The sequence below is a fragment of the Nocardioides sp. LHD-245 genome, assembly GCF_030929495.1.
In the GTDB taxonomy this organism is placed as follows: domain Bacteria; phylum Actinomycetota; class Actinomycetes; order Propionibacteriales; family Nocardioidaceae; genus Nocardioides.
Map to the genome: position 1 here is coordinate 121512 of NZ_JAVFWN010000010.1, position 17842 is coordinate 139353.

10 protein-coding genes are annotated in these 17842 nt (G+C 72.9%); 3 read left to right on the forward strand and 7 right to left on the reverse strand.

Annotated features, from left to right (window positions below):
* Entirely contained in the window at positions 1–1572 is a 1572-nt protein-coding gene (locus tag RB608_RS15560; RefSeq protein ID WP_308088943.1) for an adenylate/guanylate cyclase domain-containing protein, read from the forward strand.
* A gap of 90 nt (positions 1573–1662) precedes the next feature.
* Here the strand turns inward: RB608_RS15560 and RB608_RS15565 are convergent, their stop codons facing one another.
* Both RB608_RS15565 and RB608_RS15570 read right to left on the reverse strand, forming a co-directional pair.
* Positions 1663–2250, reverse strand: coding sequence for a TetR/AcrR family transcriptional regulator (locus RB608_RS15565; RefSeq protein WP_308088944.1), 588 nt, complete (start codon positions 2248–2250; stop codon positions 1663–1665).
* Complete coding sequence (locus RB608_RS15570) at positions 2247–5291, reverse strand: MMPL family transporter (protein ID WP_308088945.1); 3045 nt, start codon at positions 5289–5291, stop codon at positions 2247–2249. The genes RB608_RS15565 and RB608_RS15570 overlap by 4 nt, the downstream gene beginning before the upstream one ends.
* 190 nt (positions 5292–5481) lie before the next feature.
* Between RB608_RS15570 and RB608_RS15575 the strand changes: the two genes are divergently transcribed.
* Both RB608_RS15575 and RB608_RS15580 read left to right on the forward strand, forming a co-directional pair.
* The gene (locus RB608_RS15575) at positions 5482–7200 is read left to right on the forward strand and encodes an FAD-binding dehydrogenase (protein ID WP_308088946.1); all 1719 of its coding nucleotides are present in this window, start codon (positions 5482–5484) and stop codon (positions 7198–7200) included.
* 85 nt (positions 7201–7285) lie between these two features.
* Positions 7286–7648, forward strand: a complete 363-nt coding sequence (locus tag RB608_RS15580) for a hypothetical protein (RefSeq protein ID WP_308088948.1) — start codon at positions 7286–7288, stop codon at positions 7646–7648.
* 12 nt (positions 7649–7660) lie between these two features.
* Here RB608_RS15580 and RB608_RS15585 read toward each other — a convergent pair whose 3' ends face one another.
* The 5 genes from RB608_RS15585 to RB608_RS15605 form a co-directional block, all read right to left on the reverse strand.
* A complete protein-coding gene (locus RB608_RS15585; protein WP_308088949.1) occupies positions 7661–8809 on the reverse strand; it encodes a zinc-binding dehydrogenase in 1149 nt (382 codons plus the stop codon).
* Positions 8810–8979: 170 nt separating this feature from the next.
* Positions 8980–11559: a LuxR C-terminal-related transcriptional regulator gene (locus tag RB608_RS15590; protein ID WP_308088950.1), complete on the reverse strand. Its 2580-nt coding sequence runs from the start codon at positions 11557–11559 to the stop codon at positions 8980–8982.
* 144 nt (positions 11560–11703) lie between these two features.
* Positions 11704–15618 (reverse strand): sortase domain-bontaining protein, encoded by a 3915-nt coding sequence (locus RB608_RS15595; protein WP_308088951.1) that lies wholly within the window; start codon positions 15616–15618, stop codon positions 11704–11706.
* Positions 15619–15835: 217 nt separating this feature from the next.
* Positions 15836–16036, reverse strand: a complete 201-nt coding sequence (locus tag RB608_RS15600; protein WP_308088952.1) for a hypothetical protein — start codon at positions 16034–16036, stop codon at positions 15836–15838.
* A gap of 63 nt (positions 16037–16099) precedes the next feature.
* On the reverse strand, positions 16100–17821 hold the full coding sequence (locus tag RB608_RS15605; RefSeq protein ID WP_308088953.1) for a sodium:proton antiporter: 1722 nt from the start codon (positions 17819–17821) through the stop codon (positions 16100–16102).
* Positions 17822–17842 lie beyond the last annotated feature (21 nt).

The following is a 17842-nucleotide window of genomic DNA, read 5'->3' on the forward strand; positions in this document are numbered from 1 at the left end:
ATGCCCCGTCGGTCCCGCTCCCTCCGGCGCGGGCCCTTCGGGTCCCGGATCCTGGGCCCACGCGACCAGGGCCCACGGCAGCTGCGGATCCGGATCCAGGTGCTGCTGACCGTGATGCTGGTGACGACCAACCTGGTCGGCGCGCTCGTCGTTTTCGTCATCAACACCTGGGCCATCCCCTCGCCCCCGCCCAACCGGGCGATGGTGGTGGCGCTCGCCATCGCCATCCCGACCTATGTCGTCGTGGCCGCGATCGTCGGCGCGATCTGGGGGACGACGTCCTCCCTGCGCGCGCTGCGGTGGGCGACCCAGCCGGAGGTCGACCCCGGCCACTCACAGCGGGCCCGGGCACTGCGCGTCCCGCTGTCGCTGACGTCCGCGCAGTTCTTCATCTGGCTGGTGGGCACCATCCTGTTCACCGTCCTGACCGTCCTGCTGCAGCCCGCACGGGCCGTGGGCACCGGCCTGACCGTGGGGATCGGCGCCGTGGTCGTGTCCGGCATCGCGTACCTGCTCACCGAGTTCACGCTGCGCCCGATCGCGGCCCGCGCGCTCGCCGACGTGAAGGTGACCCAGCGGGTGCGCGGCGTCGGCGTCGGGCCGCGGATGGCGATCTTCTGGACCCTCGGCACCGGCGCGCCGATCGTCGGCCTGCTCATCGCCGCGATCCTCGCGCTCACCCCCGCCGGATCGGACGCGACCCTCGCCCAGCTCGCCGTCGTGACCATCATCGTGTGCGGGATCGTGCTGGTCTTCGGGTTCCTGCTCACCGACCTCAACGCCCGCTCCGTGGTCGCCCCGCTGCTGTCGGTGCGCGACGCGATGCAGGAGGTCGAGCACGGCCGCCTGGACGCCGACATCGTCGTGTACGACGGCACCGAGCTCGGGCAGCTGCAGAGCGGCTTCAACTCGATGGTCCACGGCCTGCGCGAACGCGAGCAGATCCGCGACCTGTTCGGCCGCCACGTCGGCCAGGAGGTCGCCGCCGCGGCGGCCGCGCTCGGTGCGGGCGAGATCGAGCTCGGCGGCGAGACCAGGGTGTGCTCGGTGCTCTTCGTCGACCTGGTCGGCTCCACGACGTACGCCACCGAGCACGGGCCCGCGCAGGTCGTCGCCGTCCTCAACAGGTTCTTCGGCGTCGTCGTCGACGAGGTCGACCGGCAGCACGGTCTGGTCAACAAGTTCATCGGCGACGCGGTGCTGGCGATCTTCGGCGCCCCCGTCGAGCTGGCCGACCACGCCACCGCCGCCCTCTCCGCCGCCCGGGCGATGGCCGACCGGCTGGCCACCGAGGTGCCCGAGGTGGCGGCCGGGATCGGGGTGGCCACCGGGCAGGTGGTCGCCGGCAATGTCGGCCACGAGCAGCGCTTCGAGTACACCGTCATCGGCGACGCCGTGAACTCCGCCGCCCGCCTCACCGACCTCGCCAAGGACGTCCCCGGCCGGGTCCTCGCGTCCTGGGACTCCGTCGCCGCCGCCGACCCAGCCGAGGCCGTCCGCTGGGTCGGTCACGGCGAGACGGTGCTGCGGGGGCGGGCCGCCCCGACCCGGCTCGCGGTGCAGCGCTTGTAACTAAGGGTTACCCCACGAATTCCGGCGCAACAGCACCCGGGTAGTAGCCACAGCACCCGGGCAGTCGAGATGCTGTAACACTTAGTTACATCACCCCAGTGCGTCGAGCGCCCGGCCGACCTGGGCCACCAGCCGCGCCGGGTCCACCTCCACCCCGGTGGGTACGGCTGTCAGCTGGGCGTCGCGCTGGAGCACGGCGAGCCCGTGCACCGCTGCCCACCCCACGGTGGCCAGCTCCTCGGTCGGCACCGACGCGGCCCAGCCGGTGGCCTGGGCGGCGCCGACCAGCTCGCGCAGCAGCATCCGGTGCGCCAGCCGGGCGGTGCCGAGCCGCGGGTCGTCGGCATGCAACAGCTCGGGCCGGAACATCACGTCGAACATGGTCGGCCGGGACGCGGCGAACTCGACGTACGCGACCGCGGAGGCGACCACCTGCTGCCCACCCTCGGCCGGGACACCGGCCACCGCCGCACGCGTGCGGTCGAGCAGCAGCTCGAAGCCCTCGACGGCCAATGCGGTGAACAGGCCGGCGCGGTCGTCGAAGTGGTGGGCCGTGGCCTGGTGCGAGACCCCCACCCGGCGGGCGATCGCGCGCAGGCTGGCCTTGGCCAGGCCGCAGGTCGCGATCTCCTGCTCGGCCGCGCGGAGCAGCCGCTGGCGCAGGTCGCCGTTCCTCATGCCGACGATCCTGCCCCATCGCCCACCCCGTCACCCGCCTCGGCCCGTGCCCCGTCACCCGGCGCAGCCCGCTGCGGCCACCAGAGGTGCCGGCCCAGCACGGTGGCCAGCGCCGGCACCAGCAGCGAGCGCACCACGAAGGTGTCGAGCAGCAGCCCGACGGCGATGGTGAAGCCGACCTGGCCGATGGTCGTGACCCGGCCGGCCAGCAGCGCCATCATCGACACCGCGAAGATCACGCCTGCCGACGTGATGACGCCGCCGGTGACCGCGGTGGCCCGCGCGATCCCGGCCGCCGAGCCGTCGGGCGCCTCCTCGTGCATCCGCTTGGTCAGCAGCAGGTTGTAGTCGGCGCCGACCGCGACGAGGACGACGAACGCGACCGCCGCGACGGTCCAGTCCAGCTGGATGCCGAGGCCGTACTGCCACACCAGCACCGAGAGACCGATCGCGGCGCCGTACGACAGCACGACGGTCGCCATCAGCGCGAACGCCGCGACCACGCTGCGCAGGAGCAGGAGCAGGACGAGGAAGACCGCCACCAGCGCGAAGCCGGCGATCACCTCCAGGTCGGACACGGAGTAGCGCCGCAGGTCGGCGTTGGTGCTCGCCATACCGGTGGTGACGACCTCGGCCTCGTCGAGCCGCGTGCCGTTGAACGAGGTCTCCACGATGGTACGGATCTCGTCGACCCGCTCGGAGGCCTCGGGCCCGAAGGCATCGGTCGAGCCGAGTACCGCGAACCGCGCGGTGCGGCCGTCCGGGGACAGATAGAGCCGCATCGCGGCAGCGAAGTCCTGGTCCTGCAGCGCCGTTGGCGGCAGGTAGAACCCGCCGCTGATCGGGTCGTCGGCCCCCGATCGGGTCTCGCGCAGGTGCCGCGCCGCGGCCGCGAGGCCGTCCTCGAGCTCCGGCAGGGAGGCCGCGACCTCCTGCGTCCCGCCGTGCAGCCGATCGACGCCCGCGGCGAGCTCCTCGGCGCCGGTGGACAGGTCGCCGAGGCGGTCGGCGAACACCCGCTGACCGTCGGCGAGCCGGCTGCTGCCCTTGCGGGCCTTCGCCAGTCCGGACCGCAGCTGCTGCAGGCCGGACTGCAGGTCGCCGGTGCCGTCCGCGAGCGACCGGGCGCCCTTCGCCGCCTCCTGCAGACCGGGCAGCAGCTGATCCCGCTCGGCCTCCCAGATCTGCTTCAGCCCGGTGCGCGCCTGCCGGCACGCCGGGTCCAGCCCGCAGGTGAGGCTCTTGGTGGCGAGCGCGTCGTGGACCAGCGCGAGACCGTCGACGGCGAGCTGCACCTGGCCCGCGGCCGCGTCGAGGCCGTCGGCGAGGCCGCTCGCGCCGGCACGCAGGTCACCGGTCCCGGTGATCGCCGCGTCCGCCCCGTCCAGCAGCTGGTCCATCCCCTTCGTCAGCCTGCCCGTCGAGGCGGCGATCCGGTCCGCGCCCTCGACCGCCCGACCGGCACCGTCGGCCAGCTGCCCGGCCCCGGCGTCGAGCTGCCCGGCGCCGTCGGCCAGCCGCGCCGCGCCGCCGGCTCCCTCGGCGACCTCCCCCTGCGCGCGGCCGAGCTCGTCGCCGACCAGGCCGGCCTGGTGGGCGACCGACGCCTCCGCGATGGGTACGCCGAGCGGGCGGGTCACGCTGCGGACCAGCTCGACACCGTCGTGCTGGGCGGCGGCGGCCGCGGCACGTTCGAGGACGGCGAGGTCCCTGCTGGTGCGCAGGTCGTGGTCGGCGCGCACCAGCACGTAGTCCGGCAGCACCTCGTTGACCGGGAAGTGGCGGGCGAGCAGGGCATAGCCCCGGTTGCTCTCCGCGCCGTCCGGGAGCGGGTCGCGCACGTCGTACGACAGGTCGGCGAGGGGGAACAGCGCCGCCAACGCGGCCAGGGGCAGCAGCGACGCGGTGAGCATCCGCACCGGGTGCGCGGCGACCAGGCCGGCCACCCGCTGCCATACGCCGGCCGCCCGGGACACCCGCGGCTCGGCCCAGCCGCGGCGGCCCGCCAGCGCCAGGAGCGCCGGGGTCAGGGTCAGGCTGACGAGCAGGTTGACCGCGATGCTGACCGCGACGGCGGGCCCGGTGGTGTTGAAGAAGCCGAGGTCGGCGAGCGCCATCGCGAGGGTGGCGAGGACGACGGTCACGGCCGAGCCCGCGATCACCGAGCCGACCCGGGTGGCGGCGATGGCGGCGGCCCGGGTCGGCTCGACGCCGAGCCGGCGCTGCTCGTGGTAGCGCGCGACGAGGAAGACGGCGTAGTCGGTGCCGGCGCCGAGCACGATGGCGGTGAGGAACGACCCACTGAAGGTCGAGACCGCGAAGATGTCCTGCAGACCGCACCACGCCACGACCGCGCGGCCGAGCCCGAGACCGAGCCCGACGACCGCGAGGATCAGCGCCGGGATGGCGAAGGAGCGGTAGATGAGGAACAGGATCAGCGCGATCAGGCCGATCGTGACGACGGTGATCCGGACGACGCTGTGCTCGGTCTCGGTCGCGAGGTCGACCACCGTCGCGGTCGGCCCGGTGACCTCGACGGTGAGGCCGTCGGGCGCCCGCGCACCGACGATGTCGCGGACGGCGGCGACCTGCCGCAGCGACGACGGCGCTCCCGTCGCGCCGGTGATGCCGACCAGCAGATAGCGCGCCTGGCGATCCTCGCTGGTCAGCGCCTTGCGCAGCGCGGGATCCCGCACGTCCTGCACGAACGCGACGTCCTCGCGGTCCTTCGCGAGCTCGGTCACGAGCGACTCGGCGTAGGCCCGGTCCGCCCGCGTCAGTTGCGCGGTGCGTTCCATCGCGACCACGATGAGGCTCTCGCTGTCACCGCTGCTGAACTGCTCGTTCATCAGCTCGACCGCCCGCATCGACGGCGCGTCCCTCGGCACCATCGGCGAGGAGTCGCGGCCGGCGATCTCCTCCAGTTGCGGAACCGCCACGTTCATCACCGCGGTCAGCGCCAGCCAGGCGAGCACGACCCACCCGGCCCGCCGTACGACGAAGCGGGCGTAGCGGGCGACCTGATCGCTCGGAGCGGGCACCCGAGGAAACTAGAACGTGTTCCTTGCCACTGGCAAGGAAGTGTGGCGCGGGCCACTCCCGTCCTGCCACGTCATGTCGTCCGTGACTACCCGGGCGCTGTTGCTACTACCCGGGTGTTGTTGCGCCCCTTTTCGCGCGGTAACCCTTAGTTACAAGGGCCGGGGCCGCCGGTGTGGCAGGCTCCCCCGCGTGAGTGCGGGCAGCGTGGAGCAGGGATTCGAGCCGGACGCGATCGTGGTGGGGGCCGGCCTGGCCGGGCTGGTGGCGACCTACGAGGCGACCCGGGCCGGCAAGAAGGTGCTGGTGCTCGACCAGGAGAACCGGGCCAACCTCGGCGGCCAGGCGCACTGGTCGCTGGGCGGGCTGTTCTTCGTCGACTCCCCCGAGCAGCGCCGGATGGGGATCAAGGACTCCGCCGAGCTGGCCTGGCAGGACTGGCAGGGCTCGGCGGCATTCGACCGGATCGGCTCGGACCCGGACGACGCGGGCCCTGAGCGGGGCGAGGACCACTGGGGCAGCCGCTGGGCGAGGGCGTACGTCGACTTCGCCGCCGGGGAGAAGCGCGCCTACCTGCGCGAGCTCGGGCTCAGGTCACTCACCTTCGTCGGCTGGGCCGAGCGCGGCGACGGCTCCGCCAGCGGCCACGGAAACTCGGTGCCGCGCTTCCACCTCACCTGGGGCACCGGCCCCGAGGTGGTCCGGGTCTTCCTCGAGCCGGTCGAGGCCGCCGAGGCCGCCGGCCTGGTGCGGTTCGCCTTCCGGCACCGGGTCGACGACCTGATCGTCGAGGACGGTGCCTGCGTCGGCGTGCGCGGCTCGGTGCTCGAGCCGTCCGACCTGGCCCGCGGCGAGAAGTCGTCCCGCGAGGTCGTCTCCGCGTTCTCCCTGCGCGCCCCGGCCGTGGTCGTCACGTCCGGCGGGATCGGTCACAACTTCGAGCTGATGCGGGCCAACTGGCCCACCGACCGGGTCGGGCCCGCACCGGAGCACATGATCGCCGGCGTACCCGCCCACGTCGACGGCCGGATGCTCGCCATCACCGAGGCCGCCGGCGCCAACCTGGTCAACAAGGACCGGATGTGGGCCTACGTCGAGGGCATCCACAACTGGGACCCGGTCTGGCCCGACCACGCCATCCGGATCCTCCCGGGCCCCTCGTCGATGTGGTTCGACGCCGACGGCCACCGGCTGACCGGGATGTCCGGCGTGCCGGGTGCCGACTCGATCGGCTCGATGAAGCAGATCCTCGCCACCGGCGCCGACTACTCGTGGTTCGTGCTGACCCAGTCGATCATCGAGAAGGAGTTCGCGCTCTCCGGCTCGGAGCAGAACCCGGACTGGACCGAGAAGGACGTCAAGATGATGCTCAAGGAGCGGCTCGGCAAGGGTGCCACCAGTCCGGTCGAGGCGTTCAAGGAGCACGGCTCGGACTTCGTCGTCGCATCGTCCCTCGACGAGTTGGTCGCCGGGATGAACCGGATCGCCCGCGGCGGCAGGGTCCTCGACGTCGAGGTGCTGCGCAAGCAGATCGAGGACCGCGACCGGCAGATCGACAACGCCTACTGCAAGGACGCCCAGGTGATGGCGATCCACAACGGCCGCAAGGACCGCACCGGCAAGATCATGCGCGTCGCCAAGCCCCACAAGATCCTCGACCCGGCCCATGGCCCGCTGATCGCCGTCCGCCTCAACATCTTGTCCCGCAAGACCCTCGGCGGCATCGAGACCAACCTCGACAGCCAGGTCGTCCGCCCCGACGGCTCGCCCTTCCCGGGCCTGTACGCCGCCGGCGAGGTCGCCGGCTTCGGCGGCGGCGGCGTGCACGGCTACAACGCACTCGAGGGCACCTTCCTCGGCGGCTGCATCTTCTCCGGGAGGGCCGCGGGCCGGACGGTCGCGCGCGGCTGAAGTCGTTCTCCACAGGTCGCCCGACACCGTTTCGTCGACGCGCTCGCCGGTGGCACGATCACGACACCCGTTGCACACTGGAGAGGTGGACTTGGTGAACGACCCGCAGATCTGGACCCTGCTCGGGGTGTTCAGCGCGATCATGTTCGCCGCGCTAACCCTCTCGACGCGCTACACCGTTGCGCAGATCATCGCGACCGAGGCTCGCCTGGGCGGCCGGATCGACGCGCTGGAGGCGCGTACCGATGCTCGGTTCGACGCGGTCGATGCTCGGTTCGGTGCCGTCGACTCGCGCTTCGACCAACTGGAGAAGCGCCTCGACGCCAAGATCGACCACGTCGCCGAGGTGCTCGGCGTGCGGATCGACTCCGTCGACCACCGCCTGGGCTCGGTCGAGGACGACTTGAGGATCGTCAAGGCCCACTTGCTGCGGCACCCCGCAGCCTGACCCGCAGCCCTCTCAGGCCGACGGATCCACCAGGATCTTCGCGTGCCGCTCGGGGTCGCCGAGGTCCTCGAACGCCCCGGCCACGCCGTCGAGCCCGACCACACCGGTGACGAGCGGGCGGACGTCGACCTTGCCGGAGGCGATCCACTGCAGGGTCTGGTGGAACTCGCTGGGGTCGTAGGCGAAGGCGAAGCGCAGGTCGATCTCCTTGTTGATCGCCATCGACGGGCGGAAGGAGTCCTGGCCCATGCACACGCCGACGACGACCACGCGCGAGAGCAGCGGGGCGTGGGCGATGACGTGCTCGATCATGCCGGGGATGCCGACGCACTCGAAGACGATCGGGCCGCGCGGGGTGGCACCGGCCTTCTCGGCGGCGCGCATGAGGTGCGCCCACGGCAGGAGGGGTACGGCGCGCAGCTTGTCCATCGCGTCGATGCCGAGGTCGGCCAGCGCGATCGCCTCGGTGAGATAGCGCTTGGACGAGGCGAAGGAGGCCCAGGGCGAGTCCGCGGCGGGATCGACGACGACGTCGGCACCCATCCGCTCGGCCAGCGCCCGCCGGCCGGCGGAGAGGTCGCTGGCGATCACGTGCCGCACCCCGGTCGCCTTGAGCATGGCGATCACCGCGAGCCCGATCGGGCCGCACCCGATCACCACGGCGGTGTCGCGCGCTCCGACCTCGCCGCGGCGTACGGCGTGCAGGGCGACCGCCATCGGCTCGGTGAGCGCGGCCGCGTCGGCGTCGAGGCCGTCGGGGACCCGCATCGTCATCGAGGGCACGGCGAGCACCTGCTCGGCGTACCCGCCGGAGGCCAGCGGGCTCAGCCCCGTGAGATGGGTGGACCCGCCCGCGCGCAGCACCGGCAGCGCGACCACCCGGGTGCCGATCGGGAAGGCCTTGCGGGTGCGGGGGCCGTAGTCGGCGACGGTGCCGACGAACTCGTGGCCCATGACGACCCGGTCGGTGGACCGCATGAAGTGGTCGTAGCCGAGCTCCGCGACGTCGGCGGCGGTCTCGTCGCAGTGCACCCGGGCATGCAGATCGGACCCGCAGATCCCGCACCGCTCCACGTCGATGAGGACCTGCCCCCGCTCCGGCGTCAGGTCGGGCAGGGTCTCGACGGTGAGCTCGGCCTGGTGGCACACGACAGCACGCATGCGCACATCATGCCGCCCCTGCCCCGGGACCGGAGCCCCGGAAATGACGCGACCCGGGACGTCGCCCGGGCCGCGTACTGGGGGGATGGGCCCCTTCCGGGGGCCCGGTCCCGATTCTCGTCGCCGCCCGGCATGCGGACACCCCGAGGGAGGTCATCTCACCCCGCACTTCACCCGGGCTCGCCGTCGCCGAGCAGGCCCAGCCGGATCCCCCGCTCGAGTGCGCCCTCGCGCGTGTTCACCCCCCACTTGCGGTAGATGCTGCGCATGTGCGACTTCACCGTCTCCGGGGAGAGATGGAGCGCCGCGGCGAGGTCACCGCGGCGCGGGTGGTCGATCGACGCCCGCAGCACCGCGAGCTCCTGCGCGGTCAGCGGGCTGACCGCGACGCCGGGGTCGATGGTGCCGACGACGTCGACGTCGAGGTACGCGCTCGCCGCGGCGCGGCCGGAGTGCCGGGCGAGGTCGCGCAGTGCCTCGAGGTCCTTGCCGGGCACGTGCAACAGGTGGGCGCGGACCCCGTGCTCGACGTGCAGCGACGCAGCCCGGTCGAGCAGCGCGCCTGCCGCGTCGGGGTGCCCGGCGCGGAGCGCGGCGGCGGCACCGAGGGTGGCGAGCCCCGCGCGCGAGCGGATGCTGTGCCCGGGCAGCGACTCGAGCCGGGGTACGACGTGCAGCGCGCCGGCCGCGTCGCCGCCGGTGAGCCGGCTCAGCACCTGTGCGGGCGCGACCTGACCGGGCCAGCGGGTCGGGCGGCGCAGCAGCTCGGCGGCCTCGCGGGTGCGGCCGTCGGAGAGCCAGGCGACGGCGAGCAGACCGTGCAGCGCGGAGGTGCCGAAGTTCTCCCCCACGCCGGGCGGCGGCGGCCAGGCCTGCAGGGCGTCGGCGACCCGCTGGGCCTCGGGACCCGACTCGCCCAGCCCGAGCCGCGCCTGCAGCAGGGTCCAGGTGAGGAACGGCCAGAACTCGGCGGTCTGGACGAAGGAGTCGCAGTCGTCGTACTCCGCGAGGGCGCCGGTGAAGTCGAACTCGTCGAGGCGCAGCATCGCGTTGCCGATCCGGCCGAGCGCGTTGACGTAGGTGTGCGCGTGGTCGCGCGGCCAGGCCCGCGCGTCGACGAGCCGCGCGGTGTGGGCGGCCTCGCGGGACCGGCCGGCGATGGCGGACAGCCCGACGCCGTACACGACGGTGTAGTTGCGCGACCACGGACGGGTCGCGGTGGTGATCGCGCGGGCGACGACCTCGTGCGCCCGCTCCAGCTCGCCGACCTGGAAGAACGAGTAGGCCAGCTGGCGCAGGCCGATCGCCCGCAGCTCGACGAGCCGCCCGTCGTCGCCGATGTCGATGTCGTCGTAGAAGTCGAGGGCGGCCTGCGCGGCCGGCCCGGCCTCGAGGTAGCGGCCGACATAGCGCAGACAGGCCGACTTCGCGACCCGCTGGAAGAAGGCCGAGGGCCGGTCCAGCGAGCGCCAGTCGGCCGGGGTCTGCTCCGCGGTGCGGAGGAGGTACTCGACGGCAGCGCCACGGGTCGCCGGGTTGCTCAGCAGCGCGAGCCCCCGCGCGAAGGCCAGCGACGGGTGCTGGGCCAGCGCCGCCCGGGGGATCCTGCTCAGCTGGAGGTCGAGGTGGTCGGTCGTGTAGCTCTCCGGCGCGCTGAGCAGCACGCTGCGGAAGATCCGCCCGGCCAGTTCGTACCGACCGGCATCCACGGCCAGCTCCAGCGCCTGCTCGTGCTCGTCGTTGTCGTGCAGCCAGGTGGCCGCGATGCCCGCGCTGCGCCGGTACCGGTCGGAGTCGTTGGCGCGCAGGTCGCCGCGGACGGCCTCCCGCAGCGAGTCGACGTACTGGAAGACGGGGCGGTCGGCGAGATAGGGCACCCAGCGCCCGAACCCGCTCCATTCCAGCTGCTCCACGACGGGGGCGGCGTCCTCGAGGCCGGTGAGGGCCTGGGCCAGGTCGAGGTCGAAGTACGGCGCCGCCGCGGTGTCGCGGACGAAGGCGGACAGTGCCGGGTCGTGCATCTGCGAGCTCAGGTCCTGCGCCACGATCGCGCGCCACTCGTCCGACCCGCGCGTCGGCGGCTGCGGTCGTGACCGCAGGGCGAGGCCCGCCGCGCGGATCGCGAGCGGGTAGCCGCGGGTGTCGCGGTGGACGTCCCCCGCGACCGCCGCCAGCTCGCCGGGCAGGTCCTCGGCGAACAGCTGGGCGGTCTCCTCGGAGGTGAAGCCGAGGTCCCGCTCCCCGATCAGCCGGACGGCGTCCCGCACCTGGTGCACCGGGTCCGCGAGCGTCGTGCCGGCCCGGGTCGTGACGACGATGCGCAGCTGCGGCAGCTCGGCGGTGAGGCGCAGGATGTCGCTGTCGACCTGTGCGGTGGCCTCGCGCACGTACTCGTACGCGTCGACGATCAGCGTCACCGGCCGGCGGCCGAGCAGGAGGTCGCGGAGCACGGGGACCGGGTCGTCCTGCGCATCGACGTCGTCGGCGACCACGCCGGCACGCTCGGGCGAGAGGTGTCCGAGCCGGCGGCCCGCGGCGATGACGGTGGTCCAGAAGGCGCGGTCGGACTCGACCTCCGCGCTGAGCGCCACCCAGACCAGCCGCTCCTCGGGGGGACGGCGGCCGGCGGCCCACTGCCGGACGAGCGTGGTCTTGCCGTAGCCCGACGGCGCCTGCAGCACCGTGACCGGCGCCGGGTCGACGTCGAGCAGGTCGAGCAGGCGGGGTCGGGCGATCGCACCGGCATGCACGGTCAGCACCTCGGGGGGAGAGGAGTGGCGGCCCGGGGGGCGGCCGCCCTGCCCGCATCGTGCCGCAGGACGACGGCCGCAGGGGCACCGGGGTGACCGGCAGCATCGCTGCCGGCTCCCCGGTGCCCCGTGTTCACCGCGGGATCACCCGACGGGGGTCGCGACCACCACGAGGTTCTTCGTGTAGTGGTAGCGGCCGTTGGCGTAGGTCACCTTGCCGGTGCAGGTCACCAGGGTCAGCTGGTGCTCACCGGTGGTGGAGACCTCCGCGCCGGAGAAGCCCTGCTTCCGCGGCTGGGTGTAGACGCGGTCGATCCGGTACTTCTGCACGGTGCCGTCGCTCGCGCGCACGGTCACGACCTGACCCTTCTTGGCCTTGCGCAGCTTGCCGAAGGCGCCCGGTCGGTCCGAGCGGTCCGAGACGTGCCCGGCGATCACGGTCGAGCCGACCAGGTCGCCCGGCAGGGCCGACCGACCCAGCCAGCCGCCCTTGGCGACATTGCCCGGGATCACCATCGAGCCCTTGCGCACACCCACGGTGTCGAGCTTGGCCTTCATGCCGAGGGCCTTGATCGACACCTTGCTGGGGCGGACCTTGCGGCCGTGCACGGAGGCGTCGGTGCCGGCGTACCCGGTCTCGATCTTGACCTTGCCGTAGTCGGCCCGGTGCACCAGCGTGGTCTCCGACGGCAGGCCGCAGGCGTGGGTGGCCGCGAGGTTGCGACGGTCCGCGCCCGTGGAGACGACCCAGGTGTAGTAGCCCGGCTCGGACACCTTCACCGACGGCGTGCCGACAGTGCCGTTGACCGGCGTGAAGGTGACCGTGCCGACCAGGTTCTCGGGTGTGCACATCGCATCCGACGGGGCCGCGACCGGGCCGTACAGCGTGGCCATGCCCTGCGTGTTGCCGCCGGGGACGAGGCCGGAAACCGTCACCGAGTCGCTCAGCCCGACCGGCTTGGTCTGGCCGGACTTGCCGACCTTCAGCGCGACCTTCCTGTCGGTGCTCGTCAGGATCGACGGGGCGCCGAGCGCACCGGTCGCGGAGTTGACCGTGTTCGACGAGGACGTCACCGGCGGCGGCGTCACGCCACCGCGGGTCGGGCCGGTCGACTCCACCGAGGCGGTGTTCTCGATCTTCTGGGCCTTCACGTCGGCGGCCGTGACGGTGTACGTCGCGGTGAAGGCCGCCGAGGCGCCCGGAGCGAGCGACGGCACGTTCGCCGGGCTGATGGTGCCCAGGCCCGGCAGGGTGTCGTCGACCGAGACGTCGAACGCCGTGGCGTTGCCGTGGTTGGTCGCGGTGAAGGTGTAGGTGATGACGTCGCCGTCGTCGGCCTTGCCCAGCGGCACCTCGTCGGTGGTGATGGCGGCCGACTTCACGAGCTGCACGTCCGGATCGGCCGGCGCGATCGTCGTGGTCGTCGTGGTCGTCGGACCGGGCGGGGTGACGACCTGCTCGCCGTCCGGGTCGGTGCCCTTCGCCGTGGCCGCGTTGACGATCTGGCCGCCGTTGTCGACGTCGTCCTGGGTCACGGTGTACGTGGCGGTGAACACCGCGTCGGCCGCCGGAGCGATCGACGCGACGGTGGCCGGGCTGACGGCGCTCAGGCCGGGGAGCGGGTCGGCGATCGACACGTCGGTGACCGGCACATTGCCCGTGTTGGTCACGGTGAACGTGTAGGTGATCACGTCGCCGGCATCGGCCTGACCGACGGTGCCGTTGTCGGTCGTCAGCGCGCTGGTCTTCACCAGCTCCAGCGCCGCCGTGATCGGGCAGCCGGTCACCATCTGGGGAAGACCCCAGCCGTTGGTCGTGCCACCCGCGAGGGTGACGCCGGCGGCGTCGAAGCCGGCGTCGGCCGGGTCGGCGGCGTCGGGGCTGTCGATCACGCCGAGCACCGCGGCACCTCGGTTGACGACGTACATCCGGCCGTCGGGGCCGCGCTTCACCTGTCCGCCGTTCGAGTGGTACTGGCCGAAGTCGTACTCGCTCGCCTTCACCGCGGCGCCGTCGGCGGCACCGTCGATCTGGTAGCGGAACAGGTGGGCCCCACCGAAGATCCGGGTGGCGTAGACGTAGTCACCCGACGGCGAGAAGTCGGCCGAGTACATGTTGCCGCCGAGCCCGACCGGCGTGGACCACTCGTAGCGCTGCGCGAACCGACCCGTGGCGGCGTCGAAGTCCATCAGCCGGATCCGCGACGCGCCGGCGGCGTTGCCGGTCGTGAGCAGGACCGTGGACAGGTCCGGGCTCAGGTTGAGGGTGCCGTACTGGTTGTAGTTCGGCGTCGGCATGACGCTGACCACCGAGTCACCCACCGCGAGCGGACCGGCGCCGTCGGGGTCGGCCGGACCGTCACCGTCGAAGAGGTAGGCACGCACGTTCGGGGAGGACGCCTGCGCGGTCACGACCCAGAAGCCGTCGCCGGTGGCGTTCGGGATGGCGGTCAGCTGCTCGGAGGCGCCGTTGGCCGGGGCGAGGTTCACGTTCTTGACCGCGGTCACGTCGCCCAGGCCGCCGTCGAGCGCCATGTCGACCACCGAGTAGCTCAGGTGGCCGGTGCCGCCCACCTCGGAGGCGCCGGTGGTGGCGACCACGAAGTAGGTGCCGGGCTCGCTGAGCGACGGGAAGGCCGCCACCGTCTGGGTGGCCGACGAGTTGCCGGTCAGGCCGGCTCCGTTCGGCATGACCTGGTGGTTCTTGTTGAGCACCTTGACGCCGTCGGACCAGAACAGCAGCTTGCCTGCCGCGTCGGTGACGACCGTGGTGCCCTCGACCGAGTTGACGCCGGTGGCGGGGGTCACCGACGGCGCCGCCGTACCGGACGTGCCGAAGTCGAGACCGGCGCCGGCGCCGAAGTACCACCACCGCTGGGTCGCGCGCGCGTCGGCCGGCTCGCAGCCGATCTCGGGCAGCGCTCGCGGACCGACGGTCAGCGTGCTCGGTCCCGGCGGGTAGAGCCCGACCAGGTCGTCGATATTCGACGCGTCGTTGGTGAACGTGTCGCCGACGGCGGCGCCGGGGGCGACCACGTCGACCGACAGGGTGCAGGACTCCTGGCCCGCGGTCAGGTCGCCCTCGACCGCGATGCTGGTGTCGCCGGCGGCGCCGCCGTCGGTGACGGTGCCGTTGGCGCAGTCGGTCGTGAACCGCGGCTCCGGGGCGATCTGCAGGCCGGTGGGCAGGTTGTCGGTGAACGACCAGCCGTTCTTCGCCGCGAGCTCGGAGGTGTTGGTGACCGTGAAGGTCAGCGTCGTCGGGAAGCCGGCCGGCGTCGTCCCCGGCGCGAACGCCTTGTCCAGTTGCGGGGTCGCGTCGCTGACGACGATGTCGTCGTAGGCGTGGTCGTTGCCGGAGGCACTGCCCTGCTCGTTGCGCAGCACCACGCCCAGCTCGGTGCCGGAGAACAGGATGCCGTCGGAGGTCACCGTGCGGGCGCCGTTCGGGCACGGGTCGAGGGCGCTCGCCCCGACCGGGATCTCGGTGACGCCGTTGTCCAGGTAGAACCGCAGCAGCGGGTGGGCCGCGTGGCAGTTGATCACCGAGGTGTTGGCGGAGAAGGTGAGGAAGCGGTTGGTCGCGTTGTAGGCGATCGGCTGCTCCGTGCGGAACTCGACCAGGTTCGGGCCGGGGTCCCCGCCGCCGGTGAAGGCGGCCGCGGCGTGGTTCGACTCCGGCGGCACGGAGCCGTTCACGGCGCCGATCGTGGTCGCGAGGTTCCGCAGCTGGCCGTAGCTGCCGGTGTTGCCGACCGCCTGCTGGGCGGCATCGCTCGACGTACCGTCGAGCACGAAGCCGTTCTGCTGGGCGGGGTTGGCCCATGCGCCCTCGGCGGCGTACGTCTCGCCGTTCGCGCCGACGTAGTCGTCGAGGGTGACCACCTCGCCGTCGGCCATGTCGTTCTCGAAGTCCTCGTGGAAGATCACCACGGGAGCGGAGGGGACGCCCGGGTTCCCGGGCGCAGCGGCGGCCGGCGGAGCCAGCGCGACCGTGGGTACGACGGCCGCCGCGCCGGCGACGAGCGCCAGCGAGAGACCGGGGAGGAGTTTCCTCAAGGTGGGGGGACCTTTCCGAGTCGGTGCAGGAGGGCAGGCCACGCACCCGTCCCGAGGGGAGGGCGGCGCGGCCCGACACCACGGATACCGACCCACGCTGCCGGGGGATACGGCATCGCCCCCGATCTCCCCCGGCATCTACCCCGAACCGGGCGGACGGTTCAACCGGGTGAACCCACGAGGCCGGAGAGGGTTCAGCCCCGTGAACCCACGGCGGTCACCGCGCGCCCGCCTGGCGCGACAGGGCGTCGCCCAGACCGGTCAGGACCCCACACAGATGGGTCAGGATCTCGATCTCGGGCTCGTCGGCCAGCCGGTCCCGGGCCTCGTCGATCTCCCGGCGCAGGCGCGTGAGCCGGTGCTCGACCAGCGCGTCGAACTCCGTGGTGCGCCGGACGACCGGGAGCCTGCTGTGCATGGAGGGATTGTGGGCACGCCGTCACCCGTCGCGGAGCCACCGCGACGGTTGTCACCCCGGATGTCACCCGGTCGCCGAGCCGAGCCGCTGCTCCTCCCGGTCGAGGATCGCCTCGACCTGCTTGTAGGTCTCGGTGCTGAACGCGCCGACCGATCGCTCCCGCAGCAGCCCGTCGCGCAGCGCGTCGACGTAGCGGCGCTGGATGATGAAGGCCTGCTCCCGCTGCCCGGGCCGGCTCGCCGCGCCGCGGCGTACCCCGGCCAGGAGCATCGGCAGGAACCGGTCCTTGAGCACCTCGACGACCTCGGGGTCCAGCGGCTCCCCGTCGATCCGCTGCTCGTCGAGCGGGCCGAGGGCGTCGGTCGCGTCCTCGCCGATCTGGCGCATCAGGGTCAGTACGTCGTCGCGGCGCTCGGCCGGGTCGTCGGTCGGGAACCGCATCCGGCGGATCAGCGCCGGGAGGGTCAGTCCGAACAGGGCGAGCGAGACCATCGCGACCAGGCAGGCGACCAGCACCACGGTGTTGCGGTGCGGGGTGTCGCTGGGGATCGTCTGCGCCGCGGCCAGCGTGACGACGCCCCGCATCCCGGCCCAGGCCAGCACCAGATAGCCACGCGCGGTGATCGGCTCGCGCTCCTCGAAGGCGACGTCGGCGCTGGCGCGCGCGATCCGCCGGCGGGCCCAGCGCAGCCGGTTCTCCTCACGGTCGTCCTTCGGCTCCCAGGTGGAGACGTGCTGCTCGATCTGGTCCAGTCGCTCCCGGGCCCGGGCGCGGCGGTCGCCGGGGCCGAACCGGCCGACCAGTGCCGGCCAGGCCAGGCCGGCGAACCGGAGGGCGACCAGTGCCGCCAGGACCAGGCTCACCATGCCGACCACCTGGCCGGCGCTGGTCTCCGCCCGGGCGTCGTCGACCAGGGCGGGCAGCTGGTAGCCGAGGGCCAGGAAGACGCCGCTCTCCAGGATGAAGTTGATCGTCGCCCAGGTCGTGGTCTGGGTCTGCCGGTCCCGGGCGCTGAACCGCTTCGCGCCCATCGCGCCGGTGACCAGTCCGGCCACGACCACCGCCAGCACGCCGGAGGCATGCACCTCCTCGGCCGGCACATAGGCCAGGAACGGCGTGATGAACGAGATCGTGGTGTTGAGCACCGGGTCGTCGAGGCGCTCGCGCACCAGCACCGTCGCCCACGCGACCAGCCAGCCGACCAGGCCCGCGCCGGCCACGGCCCAGGTGAAGTCCCCGACCGTGCCGCCGACGCTGAACGCGGTGCTGGTGCCGACCACCGCGACCGCCGTACGCAGCACGACCAGGGCGGACGCGTCGTTGACCAGGCTCTCCCCCTCGAGCACGGTCATCAGCCGCGGCGGCAGGCCGACCCGGCGTCCGACCGCGGTCGCGGCGACGGCGTCCGTCGGGCTCACCACGGCGCCCAGGGCGATGCCGAGCGCGAGCGGGATCGACGGGAACACCGCGTGCACCAGCAGCCCGACGCACACCGACGAGACGATGACCATCACGACCGACAGCCAGCTGATCAGGGACAGGTTGCGGCGCAGGTCGAGCACGGGCAGCTGGACGGCCGAGGCGTAGAGCAGTGGCGGCAGTACGCCGGCCAGGATCAGCTCGGGGTCGACCTCCAGGATCGGCGTACCGGGGACCAGGCTCGCGGCGATGCCGAGGGCGACGAGGAGCAGCGGCGCCGCGACCCCGGTCCGCCGCGCGAAGGCCGCGGCCGCGATGCTGATGCCGAGACCCGCGCCGGCGATGACGACGAACTCGTGGCTCACCCGGTCGAGCCTAGGGCGCGG